Source organism: Vibrio sp. Vb2131, assembly GCF_033338535.1.
In the GTDB taxonomy this organism is placed as follows: domain Bacteria; phylum Pseudomonadota; class Gammaproteobacteria; order Enterobacterales; family Vibrionaceae; genus Vibrio; species Vibrio alginolyticus.
Genome location: NZ_JAWOSW010000002.1, coordinates 395,613 through 411,614 on the forward strand (window position 1 = coordinate 395,613; position 16,002 = coordinate 411,614).

Genomic DNA, 16,002 nt, shown 5'->3' on the forward strand with positions numbered 1-16,002 from the left:
GTCTAAGAATGAGGAGAGCGCCCGCTCTCCTTGTTATTTACCCTGTCACAAACTTATCTAAGACTTTGCTCTCTTCCTACCTCTTTCACTTACCTTGCTCAATGTAGAACAACGAATCACTGAGACTCTTCTGTCTTTGCCAAATATTTGATTTCTATTGCACCTATTCACGACATAAATTCGTCCTTAATAAAAGAGTGATTCAAATGTCACTTTTACAATAAATTCATAATTGTTAAGCAAAATTGCAAATCCCCGACTAGGCTTAAGTAGAGAAAGGCTGTGATTGAAAAATTCATATCCACCGCTCACCGTTGTAACGAAAAAACCGTCCATAAAGCAAAGTCTTTGGTGTCGCCAATCTTACATTCTGTACGAACCAAATGTGATAACAGGACGTATATTCAAACAACAACGAGCATAACTGTTGGTGGAAAGCCTGAATCAACGTTCGTCGGTAGACTGACTATTAAAGGGGAAAGCGACATGAGTATTTTCGACCACTATCAATCAAGATATGAAGCTGCAAAAGATGAAGAGATGTCGTTACAGGAGTTTTTAGCCCTGTGTAAAGATGACAAAAGCGCTTATGCTAATGCAGCAGAACGCCTACTGATGGCGATTGGTGAACCAGAGATAATCGATACGGCAAAGGATCCGAGACTAAGCCGAATCTTCTCGAATCGTGTTATCTCTCGTTATGAAACCTTTAAAGACTTTTATGGCATGGAAGATGCCATAGAACAAATTGTGTCTTACCTAAAACATGCGGCGCAAGGCCTAGAAGAGCGTAAGCAGATTCTTTATCTACTCGGCCCTGTAGGTGGCGGTAAGTCTTCGCTTGCAGAAAAGCTTAAGGCTCTGATGGAACAGATGCCTATTTATGTTCTTACTGCTAACGGCGAACGCAGCCCAGTGAATGACCATCCATTCTGCCTATTCAAAGCCACAGAAGATGGCGATATTTTGAAAAAAGAATATGGCATCGAGCACCGTTATCTTCGCTCGATCATGTCTCCTTGGGCCGCTAAACGTCTTCACGAGTTTGGTGGTGATATCACCAAATTTAAAGTAGTGAAAGTACGCCCTTCTATCCTTGACCAAATCGGTATTGCCAAAACTGAACCAGGCGATGAAAACAACCAAGATATCTCATCATTGGTTGGTAAAGTCGATATTCGTAAGCTTGAACACTATTCGCAAGACGATCCAGACGCTTACAGCTACTCCGGTGCGCTGTGTAAAGCAAACCAAGGTTTAATGGAATTCGTTGAGATGTTCAAAGCACCAATCAAAGTGCTTCACCCGCTGTTAACAGCAACGCAAGAAGGCAACTTCAACGGTACAGAAGGCCTTTCTGCGATTCCATTCGACGGTATGATTCTGGCTCACTCAAACGAATCTGAGTGGCAGACCTTCCGTAACAACAAGAACAATGAAGCGTTCTTGGACCGTGTTTATATTGTGAAAGTACCTTACTGTCTACGTGTTTCAGAAGAAGTCAAAATCTACCAAAAACTTCTTGAAAACAGTGAGTTGTCTCAAGCCCCTTGTTCACCAAGCACGCTCGAGACTCTGGCACAATTCAGTATTCTTTCTCGACTTAAAGAGCCTGAAAACTCGTCCATCTTCTCTAAGATGCGTGTATACGACGGTGAAACGCTGAAAGATACGGATCCAAAGGCAAAAAGCTATCAAGAGTATCGTGATTATGCTGGTGTCGATGAAGGCATGAACGGTCTCTCAACACGTTTTGCCTTTAAGATTTTGTCACGCGTATTTAACTTCGACCAAACCGAAGTGGCAGCCAACCCTGTACATCTATTCTATGTGATTGAACAACAGGTTGAGCGCGAACAGTTCCCTGCTGAAACAGCAGAGAAATATCTCGAGTTCTTGAAAGGCTACCTAGTACCTCGATACGTTGAATTTATCGGTAAAGAGATTCAGACCGCTTATCTTGAGTCTTACTCTGAATACGGCCAAAACATCTTCGACCGATATGTCACCTATGCAGACTTCTGGATTCAAGACCAAGAGTACCGAGATCCAGAAACTGGTCAGCTATTTGATCGCTCTTCACTGAATGCTGAGCTAGAGAAGATCGAAAAAACAGCTGGTATTTCTAACCCGAAAGATTTCCGAAACGAAATCGTTAACTTTGTGCTTCGTGCGAAAGCGAATAACAATGGTCAAAACCCGGTTTGGACCAGCTACGAAAAACTGCGCACAGTAATCGAGAAGAAAATGTTCTCCAATACCGAAGAGCTACTTCCGGTTATCTCATTTAATGCGAAAACCTCTTCTGAAGATCAGAAGAAGCACGACGACTTTGTCGCTCGCATGATGGAAAAAGGCTATACCGAGAAACAGGTTCGCCTACTTTCTGAGTGGTACCTACGAGTACGTAAGTCATCCTAACCCAGTATTGAGTTAGGTCGCTTGTGAAACATGAAGAGGGCTATTTCATGGCGCAATTTATAGACCGAAGGCTCAATGGCAAGAACAAGAGCGCTGTTAATCGACAGCGCTTCTTGAAGCGCCACAAAGAGCAAATAAAAGAGTCGGTAGCAGACGCAGTGAATCGACGCTCGATTACGAATACGGAAACGGGCGAAGACGTCTCTATCCCTCACAAAGACATCAATGAGCCTATATTTCATCAAGGCAAAGGTGGTGTTCGCGAACGAGTTCATCCCGGTAACGACCAATTCATTACTGGTGATAAGATTGAGCGTCCCAAAGGTGGCGGTCAAGGTAGCGGCTCTGGAGAAGGGAACGCCAGTCCAGATGGAGAAGGCCAAGACGAATTTGTATTCCAAATATCAAAAGATGAGTACCTCGATATTTTGTTCGAAGATCTCGAGCTGCCTAATCTAGAAAAAAACCAAATTGCCAAAATCACAGAATGGAAAACGCACCGTGCAGGCTTTCAAACTGCCGGTATCCCTTCCAATATCGCCGTAGTACGTTCTCTGCAACAATCTCTTGCGCGCCGTACTGCAATGACTGCTGGTAAGAAACGACTTCTTAAAGAGTTAGAAGACGAACTTGCTCGCATCAAAAATATTGAACCTGCTCAGCAGTTTGAAGAGAACCGCTTGAAGGCTGAAATTGAAGAACTGCGCAAGAAAATCGAAAGCGTGCCGTTCATCGATACCTTCGACTTACGCTTCAAGAACTATGAGAAACGCCCGGTACCATCAAGCCAAGCGGTCATGTTCTGTCTAATGGACGTATCCGGTTCGATGGACCAGGCAACGAAAGACATCGCAAAACGCTTCTATGTTCTTTTGTACTTGTTCTTAACTCGTACCTACGAGAATGTCGAAGTCGTCTTTATCCGCCACCATACCCAAGCGAAGGAAGTGGACGAGCACGAATTTTTCTATTCACAAGAAACCGGGGGTACCATTGTATCTAGCGCGCTCAAGTTAATGGATGAAATAGTAAAAGAGCGATACCCGATTGGTCAGTGGAACATATATGCAGCTCAAGCATCCGACGGTGACAACTGGGCAGATGATTCGCCAAGATGCCGGGATCTGTTAGTGAACAAATTACTTCCAAACTGTCAGTACTACTCTTACATAGAGATCACGCGGCGCTCGCACCAAACTCTATGGCATGAGTACGAAAAACTCACTGAAGAGTTTCCTAATTTCGCAATGAAAAACATTCGCTCTGTGGAGGATATTTTCCCAGTCTTTCGTGAACTATTCCAAAAAGAAACGGCGTAAGGAGGCTAGCGATGAATACCGCAACGAGAAACCTCTCAGGAGAGGCGCCTAAGAAGCGTAACAGTAAAGTGTTGCCAGATGGACCAGATTGGACATTTGAGCTGTTAGAGCGATACCACAAAGAAATTAAGCGTGTCGCGGAGCATTATCGCCTAGACACTTACCCTAACCAAATAGAAGTGATTACTTCAGAACAGATGATGGATGCCTATTCAAGCATCGGCATGCCAATCAATTACAACCACTGGTCATTTGGTAAAAAATTCATTCAAACAGAGCAGAACTATAAACATGGTCAAATGGGGCTAGCCTACGAGATTGTGATTAACTCCGACCCTTGTATTGCTTATTTGATGGAAGAAAATACGGTAACAATGCAAGCACTCGTGATAGCACACGCGTGTTACGGCCATAACTCTTTTTTCAAAGGTAATTACCTATTCCAAACGTGGACTGACGCCAGTTCTATTATCGACTATCTGCTGTTCGCCAAAAAGTACTTAGCCGAATGTGAAGAACGATATGGCGTAAAAGAAGTGGAAAAGCTGCTCGACTCTTGTCACGCGTTAATGAACTTTGGTGTAGACCGCTACAAGCGTCCAGAGAAAATCTCAATTACAGAGGAAAAAGCAAGACAAGAAGAACGCGAAGCATACCTACAATCTCAAGTTAATGAGCTTTGGCGCACGGTACCAACAGCCAAGACGAAAGAGGAAGACATTAAAGAGCGATTCCCAAGCGAGCCTCAGGAAAACTTGCTCTACTTCTTCGAAAAACATGCGCCGTTGCTAGAGCCATGGCAACGTGAAGTTGTTCGGATCGTCCGTAAGATCAGTCAGTATTTTTATCCGCAAAAACAAACGCAAGTCATGAATGAAGGCTGGGCAACGTTCTGGCACTACACCATACTCAACCATCTTTATGATGAGGGCTTGGTGTCTGAAAAGTTCATTCTAGAGTTCTTACATAGCCACACCAGTGTCGTGGCTCAGCCGCCTTATAACAGTCCTTACTTTAATGGCATTAACCCCTACGCGTTAGGCTTTGCCATGTTCCGAGATATTAAGCGTATCTGCGAAGAACCAACTGATGAGGACAAGGAGTGGTTTCCAGATTTAGCAGGAACCGACTGGTTAGATGCAGTGCATTTCGCGATGCATAATTTCAAAGATGAAAGCTTTATTAGCCAATACCTTTCTCCGAAATTAATGCGTGATTTCAAGCTGTTTGCGATCAACGATGATGACCATAAGAACTTTATTGAAGTCGCTGCTATACACGATGAGATGGGTTATAAACGCATTAGAGAAACCTTAGCCGCTCAGTATAACTTATCTAATCTTGAGCCAAACATTCAGGTGTTTAATGTCGATGTCCGTGGTGATCGATCGCTTACGTTGCAGTACGTTCCTCACAACCGCATCCCACTTGATGATAGTTACGAAGAAGTTCTAAAGCACGTGTACCGATTATGGGGCTTTGATGTCATTCTCCAAGAAGTGAAAGACACCGGTCACCGAGAGGTGTTAGCGACCTGCCCTAAACGGAACCAATACGACACTAACATTTAACTAATACCGCGATACGAGTAAAACAAAAAAGGCTCCTAATTCAGGAGCCTTGTTTATTCTTAAATCTATATGAGCATTTGTTACGCTTGCTTTGCAACAATCGCGCGCACGGCTTCTAGGTCTTCGGGCGTATCAACCCCTGCCGCTGGTGCTTCTTTCGCTACCGCCACATGAATTTTTTCACCGTACCAAAGCACTCGCAGTTGCTCAAGACACTCAATCTGCTCTAATGCACTTGGTGCCCAGTTGACATACGTATTAATGAAACCAGCTCGATAAGCATAAATACCAATATGACGCATTAATGGGTTGGCAATGGTTTTGTCTTGTTTAGCAAAGTTATCGCGATCCCAAGGGATGGTTGCTCGACTAAAGTACAACGCATAGCCTTGCTCATCTGCGACAACTTTAACAGCGTTCGGGTTGAACACTTCCTCTTCCGAGTCTATTTCTACAGCTAACGTCGCCATCGGGGCTTCACACCCTGATAAGTTATCAGCAACCTGACGAATGATGGACGGCGGAATCAAAGGCTCATCCCCTTGCACATTAACAATAATGTGGTCTGACGGAATAGCCATCTTTTCAACAACTTCTGCAAGACGCTCCGTACCTGATTCGTGGTGGGGAGAGGTCATACAAACTTTACCACCAAATGACGAAACCGCTTTCGCAACACGCTCGTCATCAGTTGCAACGATGACATCTTCCGCACCCGCTTGTAGCGCTTGTTCATAAACCCACTGAACCATAGGCTTACCACCAATATCCGCTAGCGGTTTACCAGGCAAACGGCTCGATGCGTAGCGCGAAGGGATGACAACCGTAAAAGACATTAGCGTCCCTCATCCATGCTCATAGTGCGAGCTTCAGGCTCTAGCAGAACTGGAATACCCTCTTTGATCGGGTAAGCAAGGCGATCCAATTTGCAGATCAACTCTTGATTATCTTTATCGTACGTCAGCTTACCTTTGCAAACAGGGCAAGCTACAATCTCAAGTAGACGGTGATCCATAAGCCGCTTTAACCTCTTTTATTCTATTTAAAATTTGCTCTGCATCGTTTGATTCAAACTGGGCAGATACAGGCAGATACCACCAATTATCTTGCGCATAATGGCTGCACTTGACGGCATCTTTCTCGGTCATAATCACATTGGTCCCTTGTTGAGCCAATGCTTCTAATTCTTGTTGATCAAAGTCTTGATGGTCAGCAAAACCTTTTGTGACTTTAACATCTGCGTCCATCGAGTTTAGTGTATGAAAAAAACGCGGAGGATGCCCAATGCCCGCAAATGCGACGAGATCTTTCAACTCCGAGACATCCACATGTTGCTTAGTCTTAAGATTAATAGCTTTAGAGGGTGCTAAAGCCATTGCGATTTCGCCCGTATGCGCTTGACCGCCATTGGTGATGATAAAGTCGACTTCTTTAAGTCGCTCAATACCTTCACGTAAAGGACCTAATGGAATCAGGCTTTCATTCCCAAACCGGCGATTCCCATCCACAATCACTAACTCAATATCACGGCCTAACGCATAATGTTGTAATCCATCATCCGTAATTATGATATCCACATCCAAATCTAGCAGTGCTTTCACTGCATTTGAACGCACAGGATCTACCGCAACAGGTGCTCCTGTACGGCGATGAATCAACTTAGGTTCATCGCCACAATGCTTCGCTGGCGTATCTTCTTTTAGCACTAACGGATAGGCAGGAGCCTTTGCCCCATAACCACGAGAAACAACCCCCGGCTTAAAGCCCATTTGCTGTAGTTGCTCAACAAGCCACACAACAACTGGTGTTTTACCATTGCCACCAGCAGTGATATTGCCAACCACAACAACAGGTATAGGCGCATTATAAGCTTGCTTGCGGCCAGTTTGGTATTGCTTTCGCTTTGACTTGCTTATCGCTCCAAATAATAAACTCAGTGGCCACAAAAGCGGCCACAAGAGGTATTTTATTGGATGGTTTTCAAACCAGATTTTTTCAATCACCGCGCTTATTCACCAAACTGAATACGGTGCAATTGTGCATACGCACCATTTTTCTCAATAAGCTCAGCGTGGTTGCCACGTTCAATGATGGCACCATCATCAACCACAAGAATTTCATCGGCTTTCTCGATTGTGGATAAGCGGTGCGCTATTACAAGTACCGTTTTGTCTTTTTGCAGCTCATCAAGTGCAGCTTGAATAGCTCGCTCGGATTCGGTATCCAAAGCCGAAGTTGCCTCATCAAGAATCAGCACTGGAGCATCACGCAATAGAGCTCGCGCAATCGCAACACGTTGGCGTTGACCACCAGACAAGCTAGCACCATTTTCACCAATCATGGTATCAAGTCCATCATCCATTTTGCCGATGAACTCCATCGCATGCGCGAGTGTTGCCGCTTTCTCGATATCACTGCGCTCATATTGACCATCCGTTGCGTACGCAATATTGTTTGCTATCGTGTCATTAAACAAATGAACATTTTGCGATACTAGTGCAAATTGCTGACGTAAATTCTTTAGCTCGTAATCACGAATATCATGCCCATCTAATGTGATAGATCCACTGTCAACATCATAGAAGCGGTTGAACAAGTTCGCGATGGTACTTTTACCTGAGCCAGAACGGCCAACTAGCGCCACCGTTTTTCCTCTTGGAATATCGAAGCTGACATTTTCCAATGCTGGTTTTTCTGCACCAGTGTAAGTAAAGCTTACGTTTTTAACTGAAACATCGCCATTTGCGCGTTTAACTGTCAACTTACCTTCGTTTTTCTCAGGCTCGAGGTCAATTAACGCGAAGAGCGTTTGGCTCGCGGCCATACCACGTTGGAACTGAGAAGTAACGTTAGTCAGCGCTTTAAGTGGGCGCATCAGACCAAACATTGCAGAGAAGACAACAGTAAATGTACCTGGAGTCAGTTGCTCTTTAATCGAATCAATACTTGCTAAATAAAGAACGGCAACAATTGCAAGTGATGCAATCATTTGGATGATAGGGTTAGCCGCCGCTTGAGCCGTCACCAACTTCATGCTTTGTTGACGCATTTGGTTGCTGACTTTTTCAAATCGTTTACGTTCGATGTCTTGGCCGCCATAGCTCAACACAACTTTATGGCCTTTCAGCATCTGCTCTGCTGATGCAGTTACGTTACCCATCATGGTCTGCATATTTTTGGATATTTTTCTAAAACGTTTAGAAACAACACCAATACCCCATGCTACAACGGGAGCAACAGCAAACAGCACTAGCGACAATTGCCAGCTGTTGTAAAACATCAAAACTAACAGACCAATGATACTTGCGCCTTCACGGACAATGCTCACCAACGCTTGGCTAGTTGCCGCTGACACTTGCTCTGAGTCGTAGGTTATACGCGACAATAAATTGCCCGTCTTTTCCTTATCAAAGTAAGACACTGGCATATGCATAAAGTGATTGAACACCATGCGACGGACTTGCATAACTACGTTGCCAGATACCCAGCTCAAACAGTAGGTGGAGACAAATCCACTTATGCCACGGATGAACATCATGGCAAAAATAATCAATGGAAGCGTGCGTAAAAAATCAGATTCAGCGTTCCCAAAACCTTCATCGAGTAGTGGTTTTAGCAGGGAAATCATATAGGTATCTGATATGGCATTAATAACTAATGCAATGACTGCAACGACAAGACCTGACTTATAAAGGCGAATAAATTGCCATAGACGCTTAAACGTCTGCCAAGTCGTTTCATCAGTATTTATCGACATAGAAGTGCTTTATTTTCTTACATTAAGACTCTCATTCTACTCCCTTACGCAGCATCTGCCTATACCAAGGCTCAAATGTATCGCTACGTTTGGTTTCTGAGCGCCAATTATCACGGTGAATAAAGAAGCTTACCTGACCACCCTCACCAGTATCAAGCCAAGTAATGCCAAGCTTTCGGTATGAAGCAACGACATTTTCCGCTGGCATTCCCCATCGATTGTTTTTTGCTAAAGAAGCAACTGCCACACTCGGGCTCACCGCCTCGATAAATCGAGGATTCGATGAACTTTTACTCCCGTGGTGAGGGACTAGCATCACATCGCTTTGTAACTTTCCGGGCTCTCTAAGCAATATCCACTCGCTAATGGCCTCAATATCACCAGTAAAAAGCATACTAAAGTTAGAAATAGGGTCAGTAAGTCGTAATACACAGGAGTGCGGATTATACGCACGTTGAACAAGTGCAGGAGGCCAGAGCACTTCCATGTTTAATCCTTGCCATTTCCATTGGTCGCCTCTAGTGCAAGGTTCATATCCGATAAAGAATTGACTACTAAATTTACGCTGTGGAGAAAAGGCATCTTCAATGAAAAAGCGGCCGCCTGCGTGATCATTATCGAAATGGCTTAGAATCAGTGTATCTATGCTTTCATAACCTCGTTGATGCAAAACCGGAGTGACGACCTGCTCTGCGATACTGCCGCTTTGCCATGCTTTACCAGTGTCATACAGCAACACCTTGTCGTCTTTTTCTACAACCACTGCAAGGCCATGACCTACATCTAATACATCGATACGCCAACTCGGTTCATACTTCGATGCAAGCTTGATACTAATAACGATGCCGAGTAACAAATACCACGCGTAATGAGACATGAACCGTTGAAATATTAAGCAAACCACTATCGCCATAACCAGCATTGTCATTTCCATGCTAATGGATTGCCAAGAACCTACTGCGTACTGTATTGACGTGCTCAATGGCTGTAATGACCAGTCCACCAAATGCCACAGAGGCTTCGCTATCATTTCAAGAAACAAAGATGAGAACAGGGCTAGAAACATCAAAGGTACAACGATAAATCCGAACCAAGGAATAAATACCAAGTTGTAGGCTATTGAGGACAAACTAAAACCGGAGAAGAAATGGCCACTAACAGGTACGATTAAAGCGCTCAACATCAATTGAGTAAGCAATAACGCTTTTAATCTCGCTTTCCAACCTCCCCTTTGATGTCGAATCAAATTAATTGCGAACAATACCGCACAAACGGATAGGTATGATAACCAAAAGCTCATACTGTAGGATGCAAAAGGTTGAACAAGCAGTTGTAGAGATACTGCAAGCAAAAGAACTCGCCAAGAAGTCCAGTGCACCAGAGTATACTTCAGGAGAACGTAAACAACGCATACCGACACTGCTCGCGTAGTAGGCAGAGAGAAATCCGCTAACCAAGCGTAGGCAACAGCGAAGATCAGCCCATATAAGCTAGGCAACAACTGGTATTGGGGTAATAGATAACGAACGGTACCGCCCACGACTAGCCCAAAAGTAAACGCCATACCAATATGTAAACCAGAAATGGAGACCAAATGCAGTAAACCACTGTCCCTGAGCGCTTGCCAATCTTCCTTAGACAACCAAGAACGGTCAGCAAAAACTAACGCACTTATTAACGAGAAATGATGAAGGGAAGACACATCATCAGCGACATCGGCAATAATGGATTGACGCAGAGATACATTAGAACGAACAATCCACTTAGCGTCTTTGTTGACAACCGCTCGGGCGATAATATTTTTACCCATCGCGTGCTTTTCAGCATCAAAGCCAGCTTCGTTGCGTAGACCTGTAATCGGCTTTAACGAGATGGATGTCGTAAACTCACTGTTAACATCGAGTGGAAAAGGCGTAATAAGACGGATTTTAGGTTTAAGAAAAGGTAACAGAGTTTGAGAATTTACCGCTTCTATAGCGACAATACCTTCATAACCGTGACTTATTTGCGTAAAAGGGCTGTCAACTTTACCAATTATGGTAATATTCTCCCCTGCTTGAAAAAGGGCTTGTCTCTGAGACTCCAATACATTGCCGTGGACGATGACAACCATAAAGCCCGCAATTGCGCCTATGCTAATTAAGCCACGACGTAATTTGATTATTGAGCCAGTGGTTATTATTCCCAGCAGCAACCAACGCCAATCTGGTATTGTCGGCCACCAAGCTGACGAGATTACGCTCGCTAAAAATAACGCCAAGGTCCAACTTTTTTCTGAGAGAGTCATGCTGTCCTATGCCTAGAAAGCTGATAAAACGCTTCATGCCAGATCATGAATTGATCAAACGCCAAAAAGCATTGAAGGTCTTCGGCAATGTGTTGTACAACCCAAACTTGTGGTGCTTAAACCGCCGCTCGGCATCAGGGGCTTTTGCTGTCGGGTTATTTATGGCTTTTGTTCCGCTGCCGAGCCAAATGATCATGGCCGCTGGTTTGGCCATTATGTTGGGTGTCAATCTGCCCCTCTCCGTCGCTTTGGTATGGATCAGCAACCCTATCACTATGCCTGTGCTATTTTACTTTGCGTACAAGCTAGGTGCTCTAGTGATGCGTCTTCCCCCGCAACCTTTTCACTTTGAAATATCGTGGGAATTCATCATGCAGCAAATGAGCACCATTGGACCTCCATTTCTATTGGGCTGCGCAATTTGTGGGGTTGTATCCGCGATTATTGGCTACTTCGGAATTCGAGGGCTTTGGCGCTACTCCGTGGTACGGAGCTGGCAAAAACGCAAAATAAGATAAGACCTTACTGCGTAAAAATCAGCATTTGAGCTATCAGTTGAGGGGCATCTAACAGTTAGAATGAAACGCGATGTTACTCAAGTCGGATAAATACAAAAAAGGACCGAATTCGGTCCTTTTTTGTATTTCGCATATTGTAAAACAATCAGCTATTTAGAACTCAGTACAGCCGCCGGATTCAACCTTGCGGCACGAGAAGCAGGATACCACGTCGCAAGTAAACTAAGCACTATCGCCGTCACTGACACCAATGCCATATCTGGCCAGTGTAGTTGTGATGGTAAGAAGTCAACAAAGTAAATATCACCCGATAAAAACTGATGACCAATTAAGCTCTCTAACCCTTTAATTAACGGAGTCAGGTTTAACGCCACTAAGACACCGATAACACTGCCGACGAGACTGCCAAATACACCAGAGAATACACCTTGCCAAACAAAGATCCGTTTGATTAGGCTATCTTTTGCTCCCATTGTTCGCAAAATTGCAATTTCCGCCGCTCGGTCTTTCACTGCCATCATCAACGTAGACACAATATTAAAACATGCCACGCCAATCACCAGTACCATCACCAAGTACATAATGGTGCGCACGAGCTGAATATCGCGATACAAAAAACCAAACTTTTGCTGCCAGCTTTTCAAATACACGTAAACATCAACCATGCTACCAACCTCACGAACAATAGAAGGCGCATTGAGAACATCGTCAGTTTTTAGTGAAATGCCTGTGACCCCTCCCCCTAACCTCGCGTATTGCTGCGCATCAGCTAATGGTACTAACGCTAGAGAGTGGTCGATTTGGCCATTCAACGTTAAGAACCCTGACACCTTCACGCGCACACGCTTAGGAGCCTGCACTTTATTTGCGCCGCCTGTTTGCGGAATCATTAACGTAACGTAATCCCCCACGGCGACATTTAGCTCGTTTGCTACACCTCGGCCTAAGATCACTTGCTGCTGACCGGCATAAAAGTTTTGCCAAGCTGCTTGGTCAATAAAATTCGATAAGCTCGACACCGCTTGCTCGAAAGTAGGCTCTACGCCACGAACTTCTATCGCTTTTAGCTTACTGCCTTTTTCTGCCAAACCCGTAAAACGAACGTACGGTGCTGCCGCGACAACATGTTCATGTTTTAGAGCTTGATTCATCGTTTTGGTGTAGTCATGAAGTGGTCCATTAACACCTTCTAACTCGCCGTGTGGGATCACAGACAACACACGCGATTGCAGCTCGCGCTCAAAGCCATTCATTGCAGACAAACCGATAATGATCACAGCAACGCCAACCGCAATACCAATGGTCGAAGAAAGCGATATGAAAGACACCATCTTGTTGCGCTTTTTCGCTCGACTGAAGCGACCACCAATCATCAAAGCTAAAGAGGTAAACAAAACTAGCCCTCCGCAGATGCTGTATCAGTCACAAAACGATCTACGAGCAAACCATCTTGCATGTGCATTTGACGATCCATTTTTGCTGCCAGCTCTTTGTCATGCGTGACAACCAAAAATGCAATGTTTGACTCTTTATTGAGCTCGCGCATCAAATCATAGATAGACAGTGCCGTATTGTGATCTAAGTTCCCCGTAGGTTCATCAGCCAAGACCAGATCAGGTTTATTCACCAATGCACGCGCAATCGCAACACGCTGACGCTCACCGCCCGATAACTCGGAGGGTCTATGTTGCATCCGATGACTCAAACCAACTTTATCTAACAGCGCTTTAGCCGCCTGTTTTGCATCCGCTACTTTAGCACCGCCAATCATCAGTGGCATCGCCACATTTTCAAGCGCAGTAAAGTCAGCCAATAAGTGATGAAACTGGTATACAAAACCAAGGTGCTTGTTGCGTAATGCCGCCTGTTTGTTCGAGCTCAAAGCTGATAGGTTTTGCCCTAGAAAATCAACTTCACCATGAGTTGCGTCATCTAACGCACCTAAAATATGCAATAAGGTACTTTTTCCCGAACCAGAAGAGCCAACAATAGAAACCAACTCCCCTTTGTCGATATCGAAACTTACGCCTTTCAACACTTCCGTATCTAACGAACCCTCTCGGTAGACTTTACGAATATCACGACATTCTAATAGCTTATTCATAGCGAAGTGCCTCAGCAGGTTTAACAGAAGATGCTCGATAAGAAGGATAAAGCGTAGCAGCAAGGCTAAGAGCAATCGCCAATACCACCACTAAAAGAATTTGCAGTGAATCAATCAAGATGGGTAGATGACCACCAAAGCTGAATAGCGCCACACCAGCAGATTCAAGAATCGCATTTAGATTAAGTGACAAGATCACGCCCGCAGCGCCACCAACAATCGCGCCAATTACACCACTGCTTGCACCTTGCACCATGAAAATGGTCATCACTTGAGATTGAGTCATGCCTTGAGTTTTCAATATTGCGACTTCTGATTGCTTCTCCATTACCACCATGATTAAAGCGGAGATAATATTGAATGCAGCGACACCCACAATTAGACCTAGCATAAGTCCCATCATGTTCTTTTCCATTTTCACCGCTTGGAAAAGCTCACCACGCTGTTCGCGCCAATCACTCCATTCCCATCCATCAGGCATGGGTTGGTCAGCAAAATCCGTCACCATAAATGGGTCAGAGAAAAAGACACGCCAACCAGAAACCGTGTCTTTAGGGAAACGCATCAGCTTAGATGCATCCGTCATGTTCACAATCATTAATTGACCATCAACGTCCGATCCCGTATTGAAAATGCCTGAGACAGTAAAGTTTCGCTGGCTAGGAATACGGCCAAGTGGGGTAAACTGCGTTGCGTTGGTCACCATCAAGCGCACTTTATCCCCGATTGAGACCTTTAGTGAACGCGCCAAACTGTGACCCAAAAATACATTGTAGTCACCTGCTTGAAGTGACGATAATCGTCCGGCAATCAAATGGTTGCTAATCGGATCGCCTTTCTTAGGTTCAATACCGATGAGGTAACCAGCCGTCAGCTGTGCAGAACTCTGAATAACAGCCTCTCCTCTAACGATAGGCTCCGGCTGAGATTCACTCGACATCGCTTGAACAAATGGAGGGGCAGACTCGGTCATAGGCGTTTTTCCATCGTGTTGCGAAACAACGGCATGAGGTAGCACACCTAAAATGCGTTCTTTTAACTGCGATTCAAACCCGTTCATCACAGAAAGAACCGTCACCAACGCCATTACACCGATCGTAATACCCGCCGTCGACATATAAGAAACAAATCGGCTGAACCTATCTCCAGAGCGTCCCCGAAGATACCTTAAGCCAATAAACAATGAGATAGGATGATACATATAAGACAAACCAACTGGTTGTTTTGATATAAAGCTTTAGCGGATTATCTTACCTTACTCTTCTCATTAAGAAGACAAGAGAATCGCTAAATTTGTCAACGACATGCAATAAGTCTGTATTTAGGGCAAAAAGTTCAAGGACAAATCGACTAAACTTGATAACTTCATTCAGTTAGCGATAATCAGTGCCCTATTTCTCTTTGTTTGTTGAGTGAACAGGGAGCGCTCACAGGCAAAAGGATCGACTATATGACAGAGCAAGAATACTTTACCGTCCATCATAACCTCACCATCAACGTCGAAACGTTAAGTGAGGACTTTGCTTTGCCAGATGAAGAAACATTTGTCTCCGAAATTCCAGCACCATTTATTGTCGCCAGTGAATTTAGTCACTTAGATATGTTGGCAGACAACGCGCGTCTAGAGCTGAAAAACAAAGAGTTAAAGCATGTGATCAACTTGCTTGATACGCAAAACGCGAAACTTAACCTCTTGTTGAGCTTTATGCTTTCACAACAAGATGACGCCTCCATTCGATATCAAACGACGCAGTTTGGTGCTAGTCAACTCAGTTTCCGCTCAGATACAGCGTTAACTACTCAACAACTCGTTCGTGTTAAACTGTTCCTCGATCACCCTGCTGCGGCGATTTACTGTTACGCTCAAGTAGAAGAATGTGATGCTTCAGAGCAAGATTTCATTATCACGCTTAGATACAAGATGCTCCGAGAATCTGATCAAGATTTACTGATAAAGGCGGCACTGTATCAACAACAAAAACTTTTACGTCAGCGCTCGATGGAGCGAGATAAAAAATAATTCCT

The 16,002-nt window shown here is 44.4% G+C and carries 13 protein-coding genes; 5 read left to right on the forward strand and 8 right to left on the reverse strand.

The window, feature by feature from the left end:
- The first annotated feature begins 486 nt into the window (after positions 1 to 486).
- The 3 genes from R7E38_RS03910 to R7E38_RS03920 are packed head-to-tail and all read left to right on the forward strand — an operon-like array spanning position 487 to position 5,311.
- Positions 487 to 2,421 carry a PrkA family serine protein kinase gene (locus R7E38_RS03910; RefSeq protein ID WP_005378447.1) on the forward strand — a complete coding sequence of 645 codons (1,935 nt, stop codon included), beginning with the start codon at positions 487 to 489 and terminating at the stop codon, positions 2,419 to 2,421.
- Positions 2,422 to 2,468: 47 nt separating this feature from the next.
- Positions 2,469 to 3,740: a YeaH/YhbH family protein gene (locus tag R7E38_RS03915; protein ID WP_005378448.1), complete on the forward strand. Its 1,272-nt coding sequence runs from the start codon at positions 2,469 to 2,471 to the stop codon at positions 3,738 to 3,740.
- An 11-nt stretch (positions 3,741 to 3,751) separates the two neighbouring features.
- Positions 3,752 to 5,311 (forward strand): SpoVR family protein, encoded by a 1,560-nt coding sequence (locus R7E38_RS03920; protein ID WP_005378449.1) that lies wholly within the window; start codon positions 3,752 to 3,754, stop codon positions 5,309 to 5,311.
- Between the two features lie 80 nt (positions 5,312 to 5,391).
- Here R7E38_RS03920 and kdsB read toward each other — a convergent pair whose 3' ends face one another.
- The 5 genes from kdsB to R7E38_RS03945 are packed head-to-tail and all read right to left on the reverse strand — an operon-like array spanning position 5,392 to position 11,355.
- Positions 5,392 to 6,147, reverse strand: a complete 756-nt coding sequence (gene kdsB, locus R7E38_RS03925) for a 3-deoxy-manno-octulosonate cytidylyltransferase (RefSeq protein WP_005378450.1) — start codon at positions 6,145 to 6,147, stop codon at positions 5,392 to 5,394.
- The gene (locus tag R7E38_RS03930) at positions 6,147 to 6,326 is read right to left on the reverse strand and encodes a Trm112 family protein (protein ID WP_005378451.1); all 180 of its coding nucleotides are present in this window, start codon (positions 6,324 to 6,326) and stop codon (positions 6,147 to 6,149) included. The genes kdsB and R7E38_RS03930 overlap by 1 nt, the downstream gene beginning before the upstream one ends.
- Positions 6,307 to 7,314: a tetraacyldisaccharide 4'-kinase gene (lpxK, locus tag R7E38_RS03935; protein ID WP_065274294.1), complete on the reverse strand. Its 1,008-nt coding sequence runs from the start codon at positions 7,312 to 7,314 to the stop codon at positions 6,307 to 6,309. The genes R7E38_RS03930 and lpxK overlap by 20 nt, the downstream gene beginning before the upstream one ends.
- A gap of 5 nt (positions 7,315 to 7,319) precedes the next feature.
- Positions 7,320 to 9,068 carry a lipid A ABC transporter ATP-binding protein/permease MsbA gene (gene msbA / locus R7E38_RS03940; protein WP_213866959.1) on the reverse strand — a complete coding sequence of 583 codons (1,749 nt, stop codon included), beginning with the start codon at positions 9,066 to 9,068 and terminating at the stop codon, positions 7,320 to 7,322.
- A 31-nt stretch (positions 9,069 to 9,099) separates the two neighbouring features.
- Complete coding sequence (locus tag R7E38_RS03945) at positions 9,100 to 11,355, reverse strand: DNA internalization-related competence protein ComEC/Rec2 (protein ID WP_065274292.1); 2,256 nt, start codon at positions 11,353 to 11,355, stop codon at positions 9,100 to 9,102.
- Between the two features lie 8 nt (positions 11,356 to 11,363).
- On the opposite strand from R7E38_RS03945, the gene R7E38_RS03950 reads away from it, so the two are divergent.
- Positions 11,364 to 11,873: a DUF2062 domain-containing protein gene (locus R7E38_RS03950; RefSeq protein ID WP_226082836.1), complete on the forward strand. Its 510-nt coding sequence runs from the start codon at positions 11,364 to 11,366 to the stop codon at positions 11,871 to 11,873.
- 149 nt (positions 11,874 to 12,022) lie between these two features.
- Here R7E38_RS03950 and lolE read toward each other — a convergent pair whose 3' ends face one another.
- The 3 genes from lolE to lolC are packed head-to-tail and all read right to left on the reverse strand — an operon-like array spanning position 12,023 to position 15,178.
- Positions 12,023 to 13,267 carry a lipoprotein-releasing ABC transporter permease subunit LolE gene (gene lolE, locus R7E38_RS03955; protein WP_226082834.1) on the reverse strand — a complete coding sequence of 415 codons (1,245 nt, stop codon included), beginning with the start codon at positions 13,265 to 13,267 and terminating at the stop codon, positions 12,023 to 12,025.
- A gap of 2 nt (positions 13,268 to 13,269) precedes the next feature.
- On the reverse strand, positions 13,270 to 13,977 hold the full coding sequence (gene lolD / locus R7E38_RS03960; protein ID WP_005378457.1) for a lipoprotein-releasing ABC transporter ATP-binding protein LolD: 708 nt from the start codon (positions 13,975 to 13,977) through the stop codon (positions 13,270 to 13,272).
- A complete protein-coding gene (gene lolC / locus R7E38_RS03965) occupies positions 13,970 to 15,178 on the reverse strand; it encodes a lipoprotein-releasing ABC transporter permease subunit LolC (RefSeq protein WP_031778997.1) in 1,209 nt (402 codons plus the stop codon). Before lolC ends, lolD begins: the two co-directional genes overlap by 8 nt.
- A gap of 249 nt (positions 15,179 to 15,427) precedes the next feature.
- On the opposite strand from lolC, the gene R7E38_RS03970 reads away from it, so the two are divergent.
- Positions 15,428 to 15,997: a hypothetical protein gene (locus tag R7E38_RS03970; protein ID WP_025766933.1), complete on the forward strand. Its 570-nt coding sequence runs from the start codon at positions 15,428 to 15,430 to the stop codon at positions 15,995 to 15,997.
- Positions 15,998 to 16,002: the final 5 nt, after the last annotated feature.

What these genes read in the sequence shown, in the direction of transcription:
- R7E38_RS03910 (WP_005378447.1), top strand. Translation starts at nt 487, where the DNA reads ATGAGTATTTTCGACCACTATCAATCAAGATATGAAGCTGCAAAAGAT.
- kdsB (WP_005378450.1), bottom strand. Translation starts at nt 6,147, where the DNA reads ATGTCTTTTACGGTTGTCATCCCTTCGCGCTACGCATCGAGCCGTTTG.
- lolD (WP_005378457.1), bottom strand. Translation starts at nt 13,977, where the DNA reads ATGAATAAGCTATTAGAATGTCGTGATATTCGTAAAGTCTACCGAGAG.
- R7E38_RS03930 (WP_005378451.1), bottom strand. Translation starts at nt 6,326, where the DNA reads ATGGATCACCGTCTACTTGAGATTGTAGCTTGCCCTGTTTGCAAAGGT.
- R7E38_RS03970 (WP_025766933.1), top strand. Translation starts at nt 15,428, where the DNA reads ATGACAGAGCAAGAATACTTTACCGTCCATCATAACCTCACCATCAAC.
- R7E38_RS03915 (WP_005378448.1), top strand. Translation starts at nt 2,469, where the DNA reads ATGGCGCAATTTATAGACCGAAGGCTCAATGGCAAGAACAAGAGCGCT.
- R7E38_RS03920 (WP_005378449.1), top strand. Translation starts at nt 3,752, where the DNA reads ATGAATACCGCAACGAGAAACCTCTCAGGAGAGGCGCCTAAGAAGCGT.
- R7E38_RS03950 (WP_226082836.1), top strand. Translation starts at nt 11,364, where the DNA reads ATGCCTAGAAAGCTGATAAAACGCTTCATGCCAGATCATGAATTGATC.
- lolC (WP_031778997.1), bottom strand. Translation starts at nt 15,178, where the DNA reads ATGTATCATCCTATCTCATTGTTTATTGGCTTAAGGTATCTTCGGGGA.
- msbA (WP_213866959.1), bottom strand. Translation starts at nt 9,068, where the DNA reads ATGTCGATAAATACTGATGAAACGACTTGGCAGACGTTTAAGCGTCTA.
- R7E38_RS03945 (WP_065274292.1), bottom strand. Translation starts at nt 11,355, where the DNA reads ATGACTCTCTCAGAAAAAAGTTGGACCTTGGCGTTATTTTTAGCGAGC.